Annotated in this window: 12 protein-coding genes; 7 read left to right on the top strand and 5 right to left on the bottom strand. The window is 69.0% G+C overall.

What is annotated here, in order from left to right; translation table 11 throughout:
* Positions 1–8: 8 nt before the first annotated feature.
* The 6 genes from ACFFDA_RS26545 to ACFFDA_RS26520 all read left to right on the top strand — a co-directional run bounded on the left by ACFFDA_RS26545 (position 9) and on the right by ACFFDA_RS26520 (position 6,895).
* The gene (locus ACFFDA_RS26545) at positions 9–1,040 is read left to right on the top strand and encodes a 2-oxoadipate dioxygenase/decarboxylase family protein (RefSeq protein ID WP_404480253.1); all 1,032 of its coding nucleotides are present in this window, start codon (positions 9–11) and stop codon (positions 1,038–1,040) included.
* Positions 1,041–1,042: 2 nt separating this feature from the next.
* Entirely contained in the window at positions 1,043–2,488 is a 1,446-nt protein-coding gene (gene astD, locus ACFFDA_RS26540) for a succinylglutamate-semialdehyde dehydrogenase (RefSeq protein WP_404482889.1), read from the top strand.
* The gene (locus tag ACFFDA_RS26535; protein WP_404480252.1) at positions 2,485–3,705 is read left to right on the top strand and encodes a hydrolase; all 1,221 of its coding nucleotides are present in this window, start codon (positions 2,485–2,487) and stop codon (positions 3,703–3,705) included. Before astD ends, ACFFDA_RS26535 begins: the two co-directional genes overlap by 4 nt.
* Positions 3,702–4,709 (top strand): arginine N-succinyltransferase, encoded by a 1,008-nt coding sequence (locus tag ACFFDA_RS26530; protein ID WP_404480251.1) that lies wholly within the window; start codon positions 3,702–3,704, stop codon positions 4,707–4,709. Before ACFFDA_RS26535 ends, ACFFDA_RS26530 begins: the two co-directional genes overlap by 4 nt.
* Before the next feature lie 122 nt (positions 4,710–4,831).
* The gene (locus ACFFDA_RS26525; RefSeq protein ID WP_404480250.1) at positions 4,832–6,103 is read left to right on the top strand and encodes an N-succinylarginine dihydrolase; all 1,272 of its coding nucleotides are present in this window, start codon (positions 4,832–4,834) and stop codon (positions 6,101–6,103) included.
* Between the two features lie 90 nt (positions 6,104–6,193).
* Entirely contained in the window at positions 6,194–6,895 is a 702-nt protein-coding gene (locus ACFFDA_RS26520; protein WP_404480249.1) for an HAD family hydrolase, read from the top strand.
* Positions 6,896–7,058: 163 nt separating this feature from the next.
* Here ACFFDA_RS26520 and maiA read toward each other — a convergent pair whose 3' ends face one another.
* The 4 genes from maiA to phhA form a co-directional block, all read right to left on the bottom strand.
* Positions 7,059–7,697 (bottom strand): maleylacetoacetate isomerase, encoded by a 639-nt coding sequence (gene maiA / locus ACFFDA_RS26515; RefSeq protein ID WP_404480248.1) that lies wholly within the window; start codon positions 7,695–7,697, stop codon positions 7,059–7,061.
* Between the two features lie 3 nt (positions 7,698–7,700).
* Positions 7,701–8,264, bottom strand: a complete 564-nt coding sequence (locus ACFFDA_RS26510; protein ID WP_404480247.1) for a VOC family protein — start codon at positions 8,262–8,264, stop codon at positions 7,701–7,703.
* 64 nt (positions 8,265–8,328) lie between these two features.
* Positions 8,329–9,453, bottom strand: coding sequence for a 4-hydroxyphenylpyruvate dioxygenase (gene hppD, locus ACFFDA_RS26505; RefSeq protein WP_404480246.1), 1,125 nt, complete (start codon positions 9,451–9,453; stop codon positions 8,329–8,331).
* Complete coding sequence (gene phhA / locus ACFFDA_RS26500; RefSeq protein WP_404480245.1) at positions 9,450–10,307, bottom strand: phenylalanine 4-monooxygenase; 858 nt, start codon at positions 10,305–10,307, stop codon at positions 9,450–9,452. The genes hppD and phhA overlap by 4 nt, the downstream gene beginning before the upstream one ends.
* A 106-nt stretch (positions 10,308–10,413) precedes the next feature.
* On the opposite strand from phhA, the gene ACFFDA_RS26495 reads away from it, so the two are divergent.
* Complete coding sequence (locus ACFFDA_RS26495) at positions 10,414–10,875, top strand: Lrp/AsnC family transcriptional regulator (protein ID WP_404480244.1); 462 nt, start codon at positions 10,414–10,416, stop codon at positions 10,873–10,875.
* 46 nt (positions 10,876–10,921) lie between these two features.
* On the opposite strand, the gene ACFFDA_RS26490 is transcribed toward ACFFDA_RS26495, so the two are convergent.
* Entirely contained in the window at positions 10,922–15,691 is a 4,770-nt protein-coding gene (locus tag ACFFDA_RS26490) for an NAD-glutamate dehydrogenase domain-containing protein (RefSeq protein ID WP_404482888.1), read from the bottom strand.
* Positions 15,692–15,805: the final 114 nt, after the last annotated feature.

Genomic DNA, 15,805 nt, shown 5'->3' with positions numbered 1-15,805 from the left:
GGGATGATATGGCCTCGGCCTCGCGCAACGCTGCGGAAAGCCTTGAAACGCTTCACCACCTGCTATCGCCGCTGGTCGGCGAAGCGCGGGCCGGATGGGTGCTCGACACGCTGGCCATCGATTTCGCGCTGGCCGGCTCCGCCCGGCGCGCCAGCCGCGCGCAGGTGGCGATGGCGCTCAACGCCGCGCTGTTCCTCGACCTGCTGGACCGGGTGCCGACCGCGGCACGCTATGTGGGCGAGATGCGCGAAAAGGGAGAACCCATCGTCTTCGACCACGGCGCCCTGCGCACGATCGACGGGCCGACCGGCGCCCTGCCCCCGGGCCACGGCGCCTTCCTGCGCTTCCTCGCCCCGCTCGGCTACGAAGTGCGCGGGCTCTACCCGCTCCCCGCGCTGACGATGACCGGCCGGGCCTTCGTGCAAGTGGATCTGCCGGAGACCGTGCCGCAGTTCTTCGTCTCCGAACTGCACGTCGACCAGCTCGCCGCGCCCGCGCAGGACGCGGCGGCAAGGGTCTTCGGAACCTCGACCGATCCGCTGGGCGACGAGGAATGGCTCGCCCTCAACGCAATCGGACGGCATGGCGACTGCACCATCGAGGAGGGCGTGACGATCCTGAAAGGCGCCCTGCGCGCCTTCGACCGCCGGCACTCGGCACCCGCGCTCGCGGACTACGAGGTGCTGCTCGCGCACAGCAAGGAAGGCGCCTGGATCGCGACCGAGGGCAACGCGTTCAATCATGCGACCACCCGCGTCCCCGACGTGCAGGGCCATTCCGAGGACCTGAAAGCCGCCGGCTACCCGCTCAAGCCGGCCGTCGAAATCTCGCGCAACGGCCGCGTGCGCCAGACCGCGATCCTCGCCGACAAGGTGGCGCGCCCCTTCCGCCTGCCCGATGGCCGGGAGACCACGCTGGAGGTTCCGGGCTCGTTCTACGAATTCATCACCCGCGACATCGACCCGGACACCGGCAGGATCGACCTCACGTTCGACAGCGGGAACGCCACCGGCATCTTCGCCGTGACGCGCGGGGCATGACCATGCTCCGCTCCGTCGATCCCGCCAGCGGCGAAACCGTCTGGGAAGGCGCTGTCGCCGGGCCCGACGCCGTCGCCGCCGCGCTCCTGCGCGCCCGCAAGGCATTTCCCGCCTGGGCCGCGCTGCCGGTCGCGGTCCGCGTCGCGGTGGCCGAGCGCTACCGGGCGGCGCTCGAAACGCGCAAGGAAGCCATCGCCGCAATCATCGCGCGCGAAACCGGCAAGCCCTTGTGGGAGACGCGCGCGGAACTCGCCTCGATGATCGGCAAGGTCGGCCTCTCGATCGCCGCGCAGGCCGAGCGGGCAGGCGAGAAGCACACCGACATGCCGTTCGGCCAGGCCGTGCTGCGCCACCGTCCGCACGGGGTCATGGCCGTGCTCGGCCCCTTCAACTTCCCCGGCCACCTGCCCAACGGCCACATCGTCCCCGCCTTGATCGCGGGCAATACGGTCGTGTTCAAGCCCTCCGAGATGACACCCGCGACCGGTGCGGCGATGGCCGAATGCTGGGCCGAGGCGCTTGCCGAAACGCTGGGGGCCGACCATCCCCATGTCTTCCCCCATGTCTTCCAGTGCATCCAGGGCGCGCGCGAAACCGGCGAGGCACTGGTCGCAGGCCACATCGACGGGCTGCTGTTCACCGGATCGGCCGGCGCGGGGGCTCATTTCCGCCGTATCTTCGCCGACCGGCCGGACGTCATCCTCGCGCTCGAACTGGGCGGCAACAACCCGCTCGTCGCCTGGGACGCCGAGAATCTGGACGAGGCCGCGTCGGTCGTCGTCCAGTCCGCCTTCATCACCACCGGCCAGCGCTGCTCGTGCGCGCGGCGGCTGATCGTGCCCGACAACGCCTTCGGCACCGCCCTGGTCGATGCCGTCGCGCAAATGGCCGACCGCATCGTCATCGGCGCCTGGAACGCGACACCCGAACCGTGGATCGGCCCGCTGATCTCGGATGCCGCCGCCCGCAGTGCCAGAGCCAGTGTCGCCGGGCTCGCCGAGCGCGGTGCGAAAGTGATCCGTCCGCTCGGCCGCGTGCCGGGGCACCCGGAGGCTTTCGTGACCCCGGCGATGCTGGATGTGACCGGCGTGTTCGTGCCCGACGAGGAAATCTTCGCGCCTGTGCTCCAGGTCAGCCGCGTGCCCGATTTCGATGCCGCGATCGAAGCGGCGAACAACACCCGCTTCGGCCTGTCTGCCGGGCTCATCAGCGCCGACGACGTGCTGTGGCAGCGCTTCCTGGTCGAGGGCCGCGCCGGTGTCGTCAACCGCAACCGGCCAACCACGGGCGCGGCCGGGTCGATGCCGTTCGGCGGTCTTGGCGAAAGCGGCAACCACCGTCCCAGCGCCTATTACGCCGCCGACTATTGCGCCTATCCGGTCGCCAGCTTCGAGGCGGCCGACGCCGGCGGCAACAGCGGCGCTCTGACCGGCAGGCTCTGGCCATGACCGGGCTGACCGGCGACGAACGGGACCTGCTCGCCCCGGTCGAGCGCACGCCCATCCTCTCGCGCACGCTGGAGTGGGCGTCGATCAACAGCGGCACCGGCAATCTCGACGGCCTCGCCGCGATGGCGGGATACCTGGCCGACGCCTTCGCCCAGTTGCCCGGAGAGGTACGGCTGGTCGAGCCGGCACCGGTCGAGAAAGTCGACGCCCGGGGCGCCTTGCGCGAGGTCGGCCACGGCCGTCATCTCGTGCTCTCGGTGCGCCCCGAGGCGGAGCGCCGGGTTATCCTGACCGGGCACATGGACACCGTCTACGCCAGCGATCACCCCTTCCAGGCCTGCGCGTGGCTCGACGACGACACGCTCAACGGCCCCGGCACCGCCGACATGAAGGGCGGGCTTTCGCTGATGCTCGCCGGCCTCGCCGCCTACGAGCACAGAGCGCCGACGCTGGGCTACGACGTGCTCATCAACAGCGACGAGGAAACCGGCTCGCTATCCTCCGCCGCGCTGATCGAGGGGCTGGCGCAAGGCAAGCTGGCCGCGCTGACTTATGAACCCGGCCTGCCCGACGGCTCGATGGCCCGGGCGCGGCCCGGCTCGGGCAACTACGCCGCCGTCGTGACGGGCCGCTCCGCCCACGCCGGGCGCAACCCGCAGGACGGCCGCAATGCCCTCGTCGCGGCGAGCGACCTGGCCCTGCGGCTCGCCGCCGGCGTACGCGAGGGGCTGACGATCAACCCCGCGCGGATCGAAGGCGGGGCGCCGAACAACACCGTGCCCGACCTCGCGATCCTGCACTTCAACTTGCGCCCGCGTACACCGGACCTCGCGGAAGCGGCCCGCGCGCTGGTTTCTGCCGCGGTGGCCGAAGTCAGCGCCCTGCACGACGTCCACATCCACCTCCACGGCCACGTCTCGCGCCCACCCAAGCCGATCACGCCCGCCACCCAGGCGCTGTTCGGCCTCGTCTCGCAGGCCGCGGCCGATCTGGGCCAACCGATGCGCTGGCAAGACACCGGCGGCGTGTGCGACGGCAACAACATCGCCGCCTGCGGCGTCCCCGTGCTCGACACGATGGGCGCGCTGGGCGGCTCGATCCATTCACCGCAGGAGTTCATGATCGCCAGTTCGCTAGACGCCCGCGCCCGGCTCACCGCCCTCGTGCTGCACCGCCTCGACCGCCACGGCATCCAGGCGGGAGCGCCCACGGCATGACCTTCCTGCTGCGCACCGCGCGCGAAAAGGACCTCGAGGCGCTCTACCGCATGGCCAAGGGCACCGGCGGCGGCTTCACCAACCTGCCGCCCGATCGACCCACCCTGCAGGCCAAGCTCGAACGCGCCGCGAAAAGCTTCGCTCGCGACGACGGCCAGATCGCCAACGACCTGTTCGTCTTCATCCTCGAGGACACCACCGACGGCAAAGTCCGCGGCACCTGCCAGGCGTTCTCGCAAGTGGGCACCGAACTGCCGTTCTACTCCTACCGGATCGGCCGCATCACCCAGCATTCCAAGGAACTGGACCGGACCTTCCGCGCCGAGATGCTCACCCTTTGCACCGACCTCGACGGCGCCAGCGAAGTGGGCGGCCTCTACCTCGACGCCACCGAGCGTTCGGCCGGCGTCGGCAAGCTGCTGGCGCGCAGCCGCTACCTGTTCATCGCCTCCCACCGCGACCGCTTCGGCGACATGACGCTGGCCGAACTGCGCGGTGCCATCGACGATGCCGGCAACTCGCCGTTCTGGGACGGCCTCGCCGGCCGCTTCTTCGACATGAGCTTCCGCGATGCCGACGAGTTCAACGGGACCCACGGCAACCAGTTCATCGCCGACCTCATGCCCAAGCATCCCATCTACACCGCGTTGCTCTCCGAGGCCGCGCGGCAGGTGATGGGCCAGCCACACTACTCCGGCCGCCCGGCGATGCGCATGCTGGAAAGCGAGGGCTTCGCCTTCCAGAACTACGTCGACATCTTCGACGGCGGCCCGACCATGATCGCGCGCACCGACCAGATCCGCACCATCCAGCAGGCGCGGACCGTGACGGTGGGCGCCGTCGTGCCTTCACAGGGCGAGGCGACGCATTTGATCGCAACCGGGCGGCTGGCGGATTTCCGCGCGTGCCTCGGGCGGGTGGACGAGGACGGGTCGCTCGACGAAGCTGCTGCCGCGTTGCTGGGCGTCGGCGTGGGCGATGTGGTTACCTACGCGCCTGCCTGATGTTTCACCGGCAAAGGCGCCGGAGAAAGGCTTCGTGCGACCCCTTCCCCCTTTTCCTCTCGGCCTCCGCGCGCATCTTCATGAACCATGACAGCGCGCCACCGTCACGATAGGCTCCCACCATGCTCCAGGAAATCAACTTCGACGGCATCGTCGGCCCCAGCCACAACTACGCCGGGCTGAGCCTGGGCAACCTCGCCTCGGCGAAGAACTTCGGCAAAGTCTCGCACCCGCGCGCGGCGGCGTTGCAGGGCCTTGCCAAGATGCGCGCCAATCTGGAACGTGGACTGCCGCAGGGCCTGTTCCTGCCGCAGCGCCGCCCCGACACCGCGTGGCTGGGGCAGCTCGGTACCTCGGTCGAGGATGCCAGCCCCACCTTGCGCGCCAATGCGCTGTCGGCCTCCTCGATGTGGGCTGCCAATGCCGCGACGGTCTCGCCCGCGCCCGATACCGCCGACGGGCGCTGCCACCTGACTGTCGCCAATCTCGTGACGATGCCGCACCGCAGCCACGAATGGCGCGAGACGCTGGCGCAGTTGCAACTCGCCTTCGCGTCCGGGCACTTCGCGGTCCATGCGCCGGTGCCCGCCCCCTTCGGCGACGAGGGCGCGGCCAACCACATGCGCCTTTGCGCCGGCCACGACACCGCGGGCATCGAGGTCTTCGTCTACGGCGAGGCTGCAAATACGTCGGGCACCCCCTTCCCCGCCCGCCAGCACCGCGAGGCCAGCGAGGCGGTGGCCCGCATCCACGGTCTCGATCCGGCGCGCACCGTATTCGCCCGCCAGTCGGACGAGGCGATCGCGGCCGGGGCCTTCCACAACGACGTCGTCGCCGTCGCCAACGAACGGGTGCTGTTCACGCATGAACACGCCTTCGCCGACCGCGAGGGGTTCTACGCCGAGTTGCGCGCCAAGCTGCCCGAAGTCGAGATCGTCGAAGTCCCCGCCGCCGCCGTCAGCCTCGCCGATGCGATCGCATCCTATCTGTTCAACGCCCAGCTCGTCACCCTGCCCTCGGGCGAGATGGCGCTGGTGCTGCCCGGCGAGGCGCGCGAGACGCCCTCGGTATGGCAATGGCTCGAAGCGCATGTCGCGGGAAACGGCCCGATCCGGCACCTCTTCGTCCACGACTTGCGCGAGAGCATGGCCAATGGCGGCGGCCCCGCGTGCCTTCGCCTGCGCGTCGTCGCCGACCCTGCGACGATAGACCCGCGCTTCCTCGCGACGCCGGAGAAACTGGACCGGATCGAGGCGCTGGTCGCCCGCCTCTGGCCCGAGCAGATCGCGGTGGAGGACCTCTCCGACCCCGCCCTCTGGATCGCCTGCCTCGAGGCGAGAGCCGCGCTGTGCACCGAACTGGAGCTGCCGGAACTGGATCGCGACGTTTTTTGAGAGGCACGCGCTGAGGACACATGCGCCAAACCGGACCTTCGTGCACCTTTTTGCAATGGTTCCGGCCCGACCAATCTTCATATTGAGGCCATGGCCACTTTGTCCCGACCCGTTCGCTCGCCTGCCCTCCCCGACCCGATCCGCGCCGCCATCTTCGACATGGACGGCACGCTGCTCGATACCGAGGCCGCGCAGCACCGCGCCTTCGAGGAAACCGCGGCCGCGCTCGGCTGGCCGGTGCCGGCGGAAGTGCTCGAGGCCATGGTCGGCATCAATCGCGACGCCAACGAGATCATGCTGGCCGATCGGCTGGGCCCCGACTTCCCGCTCGCCCGGTTCTATGCCGATTCCGACATCCTGTTCGAAGCGGCGGTCGATGCCGGGCTGCCGCTGCGGCCCGGTGCCCGGCTGATCCTCGACCACTTCCGCGACGCCGGCGTACCCATCGCGCTGTGCACGTCCACGATCGGCGGGAAGGCGCAGGAGCGGCTGGCGAAAGTCGGCCTGCTCGACTATTTCGACCTAGTCGTCACCCGCAGCGACGTGGTGCAGGCCAAGCCTCACCCCGAACCCTACCTCCTCGCCGCCAGCCGCCTGGGCGTCGATCCGGCGGACTGCGTCGCCGTGGAGGACAGCTACGCGGGGGTCCGTTCGGCCACGGCGGCGGGCATCCCCACCGTCATGGTGCCCGACCTCCTGCCGGCGACCGAGGAGCAGACCACGGTGGTCGCAAGGGTGCTGCCCAGCCTGTCCGCCCTGCGCGACCTGCTGCTGGCACCGACGGCGGGCTGACGCCCTCCCTTTGCCCCCGATGCCGGCGGGTCCTTCGTGAAACCCTCGCAGTGGCAACGAAGGGGACGAACGACATGCGCCGATCCTGCCGGGCTGCTGCTCGCGATCGACGGCTGGAGTACATACAGGCCCACATCCTGAACGCGCCCGTGAAGGCCTCTGCTCAGGCCGGCTGGTTGTCCGGATGCGCGGCCGCGAAGGCCGGGTCCTGGAGGCAGGCTGCCTCGATCCGCATGCAATGCGGATAAGGCCCAAGGTCGAAGGCGAAGCGCCGCGCGTTGTGGAGTTGGGGTACGAGCACGCATTCGAAATAGCCCGGCGCATCGAACAGGAAATCGCCAGTATCCCGCTGGCGCAGTCGCTCCTCCACGCCGGTCAGCGTCTTTTCCAGCCAGTGCCAATACCAGATGTCGACTTCCGCCTGGGCATGGCCGAGGTCCAGCTTGAGGTATTCGAGCACCGGAGAGTTGAGCGGCGCATGCAGTTCGGTGGCGATCGCCAGCGCCAGTTCGCGCGCGGCGAAGCGCTTCTCGATCCCCGTCGGCAATAGCGGCCGATCGGGAAACCGCTCGTCCAGCCATTCGAGGATCGCGATCGACTGGGCGTGAACCACCCCGTCCGCCTCGAGCGCGGGCACGCCGGCGAAGGGGTTGAGCGCGCGGAAGGCATCGCCGCGCTGCTCGCGCGCCAGGAGGTTCACCGGCACGATCTCGTGATCGAGGCGCTTGAGGTTCAGGGCAATGCGGACCCGGTAGCTGGTCGAACTGCGACGATAGCCATGGAGGCGAAGGAGCGCGCCCATCGGTCAGCTTTCCGCCGCGATCTTTTCGTGGAGCCAGGCGGCGTGGCGCGGGGCCTTGCGGGTGCGCGCCCATTCCTCCAGCATGTCGGCCGCCACTGCCTTGAGGCTCCCCATCTGGTCGGCGGTGCCGAACTGCCAGGCCAGTTCCAGGCGGTGGCCGTTGGGGTCGAAGAAGTAGATCGACTTGAACACCCCGTGATGCGTGGGACCCACCACCTCCAGCCCGGCGGCCTGCGCGCGGGCCTTGGCGGCGACGAGGCTCTCCTCGCTTTCGACCTTGAAGGCGATGTGCTGGACCCAGGCGGGCGTGGCCTCGTCGCGCCCCATCTCGGGCGCATTGGGCAACTCGAAGAAGGCCAGCACGTTGCCGCCGCCGCAATCGAGGAAAACGTGCATGTACGGGTCCGGCGCGCCGGTGGAAGGGACGGTGTCCTCGGCGATCGCCAGCATGAAATCCATGCCCAGCACGTCGCGGTAGAAGTCCACCGTCTCCTTCGCGTCGCGACAGCGATAGGCTACGTGGTGGATGCCACCCAGCACCGGTGGCGTTGTCGGCTCCGAGGCCATCGTTCTCTCCCGTTCTTGTCCTCTCCGTTCGTGCGGGGCGAACGGGGGCGCGGCGATTAAACAGTCATTCCGCCGGTTCGTCCACTCCCACCGCATCGCCCGGCGCCACCTTCAGCACGCCGCGGCGCACCTGGTCGCGTTCCATGCTTTCGAACAGGGCCTTGAAGTTGCCGTTGCCGAAACCGTCGTCGCCGCGCCGCTCGATGAACTCGAAGAACACCGGACCGACGCGCGCCTCGGCGAAGATCTGCAGCAGCAGGCGCGGCTGGCCTTCCCCGGTGGTCCCGTCGAGGAGGATGCCGCGCGCCTTGAGTTCGCCGACCGGCTGGCCGTGACCGGGCAGGCGCTCGTCCAGCATCTCGTAGTAGGTTTCCGGCGGGGCGGTCATGAACGGCACGCCCAGTGCCTTGAGCCGGTCCCAGGCGGCGGGAAGGTCGTCGCAGATGAGCGCGATATGCTGGATGCCCTCGCCGTTGAAGGCGCGCAGGAACTCGTCGATCTGGCCCTTGCCCCCATCGGCTTCCTCGTTGAGCGGGATGCGGATCTTGCCGTCGGGTGCGGTCAGCGCCTTGCTGGTGAGGCCGGTATATTCGCCCTTGATGTCGAAGTAGCGGATCTCGCGGAAGTTGAAGAGCTTCTCGTAGAAATCCGCCCAGTAGGCCATGCGCCCGCCGTAGACGTTGTGGGTCAGGTGGTCGATCTCGGCAAAGCCTGCGCCGACCGGGTGGCGGTCGACGCCCGGCAGGTACTCGAAGTCGATGTCGTAGATCGACAGGGCCCCGTCGCCGTCCTTCTCGTAACGGTCGATCAGGTAGATGATCGAGTTGCCGATGCCGCGGATGCCGGGAAGGTGCAGTTCCATGGGCCCGGTGCCGACATGTACCGGCTCGGCCGAGCGGGCCAGCAGTTCCGCATAGGCCGCCCGCGCATCGCGCACGCGAAAGCCCATGCCGCAAGCGGACGGGCCATGCTCGCGGCTGAAGAACCAGGCGGGACTGTGCGGCTCGTAGTTGGTGATGAAGTTGATCGCCCCCTGCCGCCACAGCTCGACGTCCTTGGAGCGGTGGCGCGCAATGCGGGTGAAACCCATCGCGGTGAAGACCGGCTCCAGCACCCCCTTCTCGGGAGCGGAGAACTCGACGAACTCGAAACCGTCGAGACCGATGGGGTTGGCGGGAAGGTCGGTCATGGGGTTCCTCCGGTGATGGATCTCTCGTCCGGCAGCATGGTGCCGGCGGGCAGCGGCGCGTGCGTGCGCCAGGTTTCGTAGACGGGGCCGAAATCGAGCGCGACGAGCGCCTCGATCAGTTGCGGCAGGCTTTCGAGGACGAAGTAGGTCTTCTGGAAACTGTCGATCATGTAGCCGGTGCGCATGATCCTTACGGGCTCGAACGGCAGGCGCAGCACGGCCCGATCCTCGATCGCGAAACGGGTCTCGCCCGACGAGGAGATGATCCCGGCGCCGAAGACCTTGAGCCCGCCCTCCTCGCGCACGAGACCGAACTCGATCGTGTACCAGTAGATGCGCGCCAGCATGTCCAGCGCATCCATCGCCATCGCCCGGGCGCCGGCCTTGCCGTAAAGCTCGAGGAAGTCGGCGATGGCGGGGTCGAGCAGCATCGGCACATGGCCGAAGAAATCGTGAAACACGTCTGGTTCGACGAGATAGTCCAGTTCGTGTTCCTCGCGCAGCCAGCGCGTCACCGGAAAGCGGCGGTGGGCGAGATGGTCGAAGAACACCGCGTCGGGGATGAAGCCCGGCACCGCGACGAGCCGCCAGCCCGTCGCGGCGGCCAGGACGAGGTTGGCGTCCTCGAACCGGGGAATGCCGCCCGCGCAGTCCAGCCGCGCCAGCCCCTCGCGGAACGAGGCACAGGCGTGGGTGCGCACCAGTTGGGACTGCCGCGCGTAGAGGCGGCGCCAGCGTTCGTGCATCTGCGGGGTATAGGCATGCCACTCCTGCCCGACGGTGTAATCGTCGGCGGCGCCTTCGTACTCTCCCCGAAGGCCGCTGCTGGACGTGAGCGTGCAGGGCTTCTTCATGAAAAGAGAATAACACAGCCCTTGCATCAGTTCCGTGCGATTGTGCCCGGCCTGCGAAACGTTATTGGTGGAATCGACCAGGACAATGCCATTTGGGAGGTGATCCGTGCAGCTCGACGAATTCGACCGAAAGATCATCGCGACCCTTCAGGAAGATGCGCGCATGCCGGTCGCGCAGGTGGCGGAACGGGTCGCCTTGTCTGCCACGCCGGTCAGCCGGCGGATCAAGCGGCTGGAGGACGAAGGCGTGATCCGCGGCTATGCCCCCGTTCTAGACCCCCGCAAGCTGGGCTTCGAGCTGGAAGCCTACGTGCTCATCAATCTCAACGCCCACGTCGACGAGAACATCGCCCGCTTCGAGCAGGCGATCGCCGAAAACCCGCACGTCATCGCCTGCCATGCCGTGACGGGCGACATGGACTACCTGGTGCGGGTGATGGCGCGGAACGTGGAGCACCTCTCGCAGATTACGCTGCGCACCTTGCTGCGCATCCCCGGGGTGCGCGACGTGAAGTCGATCATCGTGCTGGAGACGGTGAAGGAGGAACGGGCGTTGCCGCTGGGCTGAACCGCAGCGTCGAAGCCGGCGCCCCGCGATCACGGGGCGCCGGATATCACCGCCCCAGCAGGTTCCGCGCCTGGCTGGCGATCTGCGCGAGCATCGCCGGGGTCACCGCCACGGCATGTTCCGCGCGATGGACGATCGCGCGGAAGGCGCTGATCGCCGCCATGTGTTCGCGCCCCCACGCCTCGGTCGCGGCAAGCGGGTCACTCTTGCCCGCCTTGGTGCGCGCCAGCCCACGCAGGAAGTCGAGGCGCATCTGCTGGAAATCGCGCGCCAGGCCTGCGACGAGCAGGCGCTCCCACGGATCGGACGGGCTCATCATCGCCGCGCTCGCCTGCGCCCAGTCGAGTCCGAGGCCGGCGCCGACGCGGGTGAAGGCAGTGACCAGGCGGCGCGGCGCGATCCCGGTCTCGGCCGCCAGCGAGGCGATGCCGACGGCGCCGTCGAGGTCGAACAGATTGCCCACCTGAGCCGCCACGTCCTCGGGCGCGCCGAGGTCCCTGAGGCCCTCCAGCAGCTTGCGCGAATGGGCCAGCGTACGCTCGCCCAGCAGTTCGAGCGTGTCGGTCGAAAGCGCGCCGATGCCTTTCTCCAGCTTGGCCGCAAGCTCCGACGGCGCCACCCGGCCCGCGCCCGCGCGCAGCAGGTCGGCCATGTGACCGCGCACCGCATTGGCCACCATCTCGAACAAGGCCACGCGTGCGGGCTCGGCCATCGGCGCGGTTTCCAGCCGCTCCCACAGCGCGTCGAGCCCGAACAATCGGTCCGCCAGCGCGAAGGCCGCCGCGATCTGCGCGAGGTGCGCGCCTTCCTCCTCGGCCAGTTCGAACGGCGTGACGATGCCGAGGCGATTGACGATGCGGTTGGCAAGCTTGGTTGCGATGATCTCGCGCGCCAGGCGATGGCCCTTGATGAAGCGCGCGAACTTCTTCTGCATCGCCTCGGGGAAGGCGGTGAGCAGCATGTCCGAAAGGCTGGGATCGGACGGCAGGTCGCTGTCCTCGATCGCGGCCTGCAACACCAGCTTGCCACTGGACAGCAGCACCGCCAGTTCCGGCCGGGTCAGCCCGCGCCCGTCCTGGGCACGGCGCAACAGCACGTCGTTTTCGGCAAGGCCTTCGGTGCGGCGGTCGAGATGGCCGCCTTCCTCCAGCGTCTCGATCAGGCGGATCTGCGAAGGCATGACTTGCGCCCCGCCCCGCTCGGCGATCGACAGGGCAAGGGCCTGGAGGCGGTTGTCCTCGAGCACCAGCGCGGCGACGTCGTCGGTCATCGAGCGCAGCAGTTCGACGCGCTTCGGCTCGGTCAGCTTGCCCGCGCGCCGGGCGGCGGCGAGGGCGATCTTGATGTTGACCTCGTTGTCCGAGCAGTCGACGCCGGCGGAATTGTCGATGAAGTCGGCGTTGATGCGCCCGCCCTTGCCCGCGAACTCGATGCGCCCGGCCTGGGTGACACCCAGGTTCGCACCCTCGCCGATGACCCTGGCGCGCACTTCGTTGCCGCTGATGCGCAAGGCGTCGTTGGTGGGATCGCCCACCTGGACGTTGTTCTCGGCCGAGGCTTTCACATACGTGCCGATGCCGCCGAACCACAGCAGGTCGACCGGCGCGCGCAGGATCGCGGTAATCAGCGAATCCGGGTCGATCTCCCGGGCATCGATGCCCAGCACGGCGCGCACTTCGTCGCTCAGCGGGATCGACTTGAGCTTGCGCGGGAACACCCCGCCGCCCTTGGAGATCAGCGCCTTGTCATAGTCGTCCCAGCTCGACACCGGCAGGTCGAACAGGCGCTGACGCTCGGCCCAGCTCGCCGCCTGGTCGGGATCGGGGTCGAGGAAGATGTGGCGGTGGTCGAAGGCGGCGACCAGCTTGAGCGACTTCGACAGCAGCATGCCGTTGCCGAAGACGTCGCCCGACATGTCGCCGCAGCCGACCACGCGCACGGGGTCGGCCTGCACGTCGACGCCCAGTTCCAGGAAGTGGCGCTGCACCGAAAGCCAGGCGCCCTTCGCGGTGATGCCCATGGCCTTGTGGTCGTAGCCGTTGGAACCACCGCTGGCGAAAGCGTCGTCGAGCCAGAACTGGCGGCTTTCCGCGATGCCGTTGGCGACATCGGAGAACTTCGCGGTGCCCTTGTCGGCGGCGACCACGAAATAGGGGTCCTCGCCATCGAGCACGACCACGCCTTCGGGGTGCACCACCTTGTCGGCGACGATGTTGTCGGTGATCGACAGCAGGGTATCGACGAAGACCTCGTAGCTCGCCTGGCCTTCCGCCGCCCACGCCGCGCGGTCCCGCGCGGGGTCGGGCAACTGCTTGGGATAGAAGCCGCCCTTGGCGCCGGTCGGCACGATCACGGCGTTCTTGACGCGCTGCGCCTTCATCAGGCCGAGGATCTCGACGCGGAAGTCGTCGCGCCGGTCGGACCAGCGCAGGCCGCCGCGCGCGATCGGGCCGGCGCGCAAGTGGATGCCCTCGACCCGCGGCGAATAGACGAAGATCTCGCGCCAAGGCACCGGCTTGGGCAGACCGGGAACGAGCGCGGAATCGAACTTGAAGGCCAGCGCCACCTCGCCCGCCGGAGCGAAGGCATTGGTGCGCAGCATGGCGAGCACCATGGCCCGGAACGAGCGCAGCAGGCGGTCGTCGTTGATCGCGTTGACGTCTGCCAGGCCGGTGCGGATCGCTTCTTCCGCAGCCGCGCGCGCCTCCTCGCGATCACCCGCGAAGGCGGGATCGTGGATCGCCCGGAACAGGCTGACGATCCCGCGCGTGACCACCGGCGCGCCGAGCAGCGCATCGACCACGGTGGGAACCCCGAAATGCGTGCCCGCCTGGCGCAAGTAGCGATACCAGGCACGCAGCCAGATCGCCTCGGTGCTGGTGAGGCCAAGGCCGGGAACGAGGCGGTTGAAGGCATCGTTCACCGCCGCGCCGTTCAGCACGGCGCGCATCGCGTCCTCGATCATCGGCGCGCGTTCGAGAACCTCTTGGGCGGCGCGTCCCCCACCCAGTTCGAGCGTGAAATCGTGGATCGTGCCGAGCTTGCCCTTCTCCAGCGGCGTGGGCATTTCGCCCAGGACGCGGAAGCCGAAGTTCTCCAGCCCCGGCACCGCGTCGGACAGGGGCAGGCTGCCTTCCGACTGGTAGATCTTGAGCCGCAACTGCCCATGCGCGTCGCCTTCGTGGGCATAGAGGCGCACGTCGCGGTGAGTGCCTTCGCGGGCCGCTCCTCCGCGCTTCGCGTCGGCCGCCTCGCCCACCGCGATGCGGCGCATGCAGGTGATGTCGGTCGCCGCCTCGGCGGCGCCGTATTCGCTGCGATAGCCCATCGGGAAGGCTTCGGCGTAGCGCCCCGCAACGGCAGCGGCGCGGCCCGGCTCCAGCGTGGTCGCCAGCGCCGCCTCGACCGCCTCGGTCCAGCCCCGCAGCAGGACCTGCAGCTCATGGTCGAGATCGGCCTCGGAGGGCTCGTGGTTCCCCTCGCGCACGTCGAGCGTGTAGCGCAGCATGGCAAGGTTTCCGGCTTCCACCTGCAGGCTCCAGTCGAGCGTGGCGGCGTCGGCCGCGGCCTCGATCATCGCCTGGATGCGGCGCTGCATCTGGGTGGAGAGCATGTCGCGCGGCAGCCAAACGAAGGCGAAGATGTGGCGCATCAGCGGCGAGCGGGTGATGAGCAGGCGCGGGCGCGGCCGGTCGACAAGGCCGGTCATCGTCATCGCCAGCCGCTCCACGTCGGCCTCGCCCAGGCCCAGCACGAGATCGTGCGGCAGACTGGTCATCGCATGGGCCAGCGCCTTGCCGGTATGGCCGGTGGGGTCCAGATCGAGGCGCTGCGAGAACGTCGCCAGCAGCCCGCGCAGGCGCGGCACGCGGTCGGGCGTGGCGGCAAGCGCGGCGCTGGTCCACATGCCGGCGTGGACGGACAGCGCGGTCACGTTGCCGTCTTCGATCACCGGCACCAGGAACAGGTCCATCGGCACGCGGCGGTGGACGGTGGCGATGCGGTTGGCCTTGATCGCCATCGGTGCATGGACGGCTCCGTCCACGATCAAGGCATCGAAGGCCGCGAAGGCGCGATCGTAGCTGGCGTCGGAAAGGACGTCCTCCTTGTCGATCCGGCACACGCCGAGGCAATCCGAACGGCTGCCGTCGCGCCCGCGGGTGACGTGGCCGAGCTGGGTGAGCATGCCATCGGCGAACCAGCGCAAGAGTTCCGAGCCCTCGGCATCGGCGACGCGGTTGGCATCGGCGCGCATCGCCTCGACCATGCGCGGCCAGTCGGCGACGGCGGCGCGCACGTCGGCCAGCGTCGCTTCCAGCGAGCGCAGCAGGTCGCGGCGCTGGCGGGCGTCGACACGGGCCGTCTCGATGTAGATCATCGATTCGCGCCCCGTGGCCTCGGCCATTTCCTCGGGGAGGCCGGTGAGCCGGCCCTTGGCGTCGCGCTGCACGGGGACGACCGGATGGACGAGCCGGTCGATCACCAACCCCGCATCGGCGACCGCCGCCGCGACCGAATCGACCAGGAACGGCATGTCGTCGTTGACCAGGGCGATGCGCAGGAGGCGACGCGCCTCGCTGGCGGAGGCCAGTTCGATCGTCGGCTGGCCGACGGTGCGGGTCTGGGCGGCGGCGAGCAGGAAGCGCGATGCCTCGTCGATCCAGGCACCGCTTTCGCCGGCAGCGGGGCCGTCGCCCGGCAGGATCGCGTCGCGTACGTGAACGGCGATCGCGTCCTGCAACGCATCGGACGTCTTCGCCCCCCGCTTCCTGGGAACCCGGGCCTTGCCGGGGACGGTCAGTTCGCCTGCGCTCATCATGTTCTCCGCGATCGTCGATTTTTCAATTGGATCGATCCCGCTTCTGCGTCGGGATTGTAGCGTTGTGACCATATAGGCCGGTTCGAACGATACTCCACCCGCCCGGCCAGG

The sequence above is a fragment of the Novosphingobium sp. BL-52-GroH genome (assembly GCF_044813085.1).
In the GTDB taxonomy this organism is placed as follows: Bacteria; Pseudomonadota; Alphaproteobacteria; order Sphingomonadales; family Sphingomonadaceae; genus Novosphingobium.
Note: the sequence above shows the minus strand (reverse complement) of the source record. Positions and strands in the feature narration are given on the sequence as shown.

Coding starts and splice junctions, on each gene's coding strand:
- ACFFDA_RS26545 (WP_404480253.1), top strand. CDS start 9: ATGGCCTCGGCCTCGCGCAACGCTGCGGAAAGCCTTGAAACGCTTCAC.
- astD (WP_404482889.1), top strand. CDS start 1,043: ATGCTCCGCTCCGTCGATCCCGCCAGCGGCGAAACCGTCTGGGAAGGC.
- ACFFDA_RS26535 (WP_404480252.1), top strand. CDS start 2,485: ATGACCGGGCTGACCGGCGACGAACGGGACCTGCTCGCCCCGGTCGAG.
- ACFFDA_RS26530 (WP_404480251.1), top strand. CDS start 3,702: ATGACCTTCCTGCTGCGCACCGCGCGCGAAAAGGACCTCGAGGCGCTC.
- ACFFDA_RS26525 (WP_404480250.1), top strand. CDS start 4,832: ATGCTCCAGGAAATCAACTTCGACGGCATCGTCGGCCCCAGCCACAAC.
- ACFFDA_RS26520 (WP_404480249.1), top strand. CDS start 6,194: ATGGCCACTTTGTCCCGACCCGTTCGCTCGCCTGCCCTCCCCGACCCG.
- maiA (WP_404480248.1), bottom strand. CDS start 7,697: ATGGGCGCGCTCCTTCGCCTCCATGGCTATCGTCGCAGTTCGACCAGC.
- ACFFDA_RS26510 (WP_404480247.1), bottom strand. CDS start 8,264: ATGGCCTCGGAGCCGACAACGCCACCGGTGCTGGGTGGCATCCACCAC.
- hppD (WP_404480246.1), bottom strand. CDS start 9,453: ATGACCGACCTTCCCGCCAACCCCATCGGTCTCGACGGTTTCGAGTTC.
- phhA (WP_404480245.1), bottom strand. CDS start 10,307: ATGAAGAAGCCCTGCACGCTCACGTCCAGCAGCGGCCTTCGGGGAGAG.
- ACFFDA_RS26490 (WP_404482888.1), bottom strand. CDS start 15,691: ATGAGCGCAGGCGAACTGACCGTCCCCGGCAAGGCCCGGGTTCCCAGG.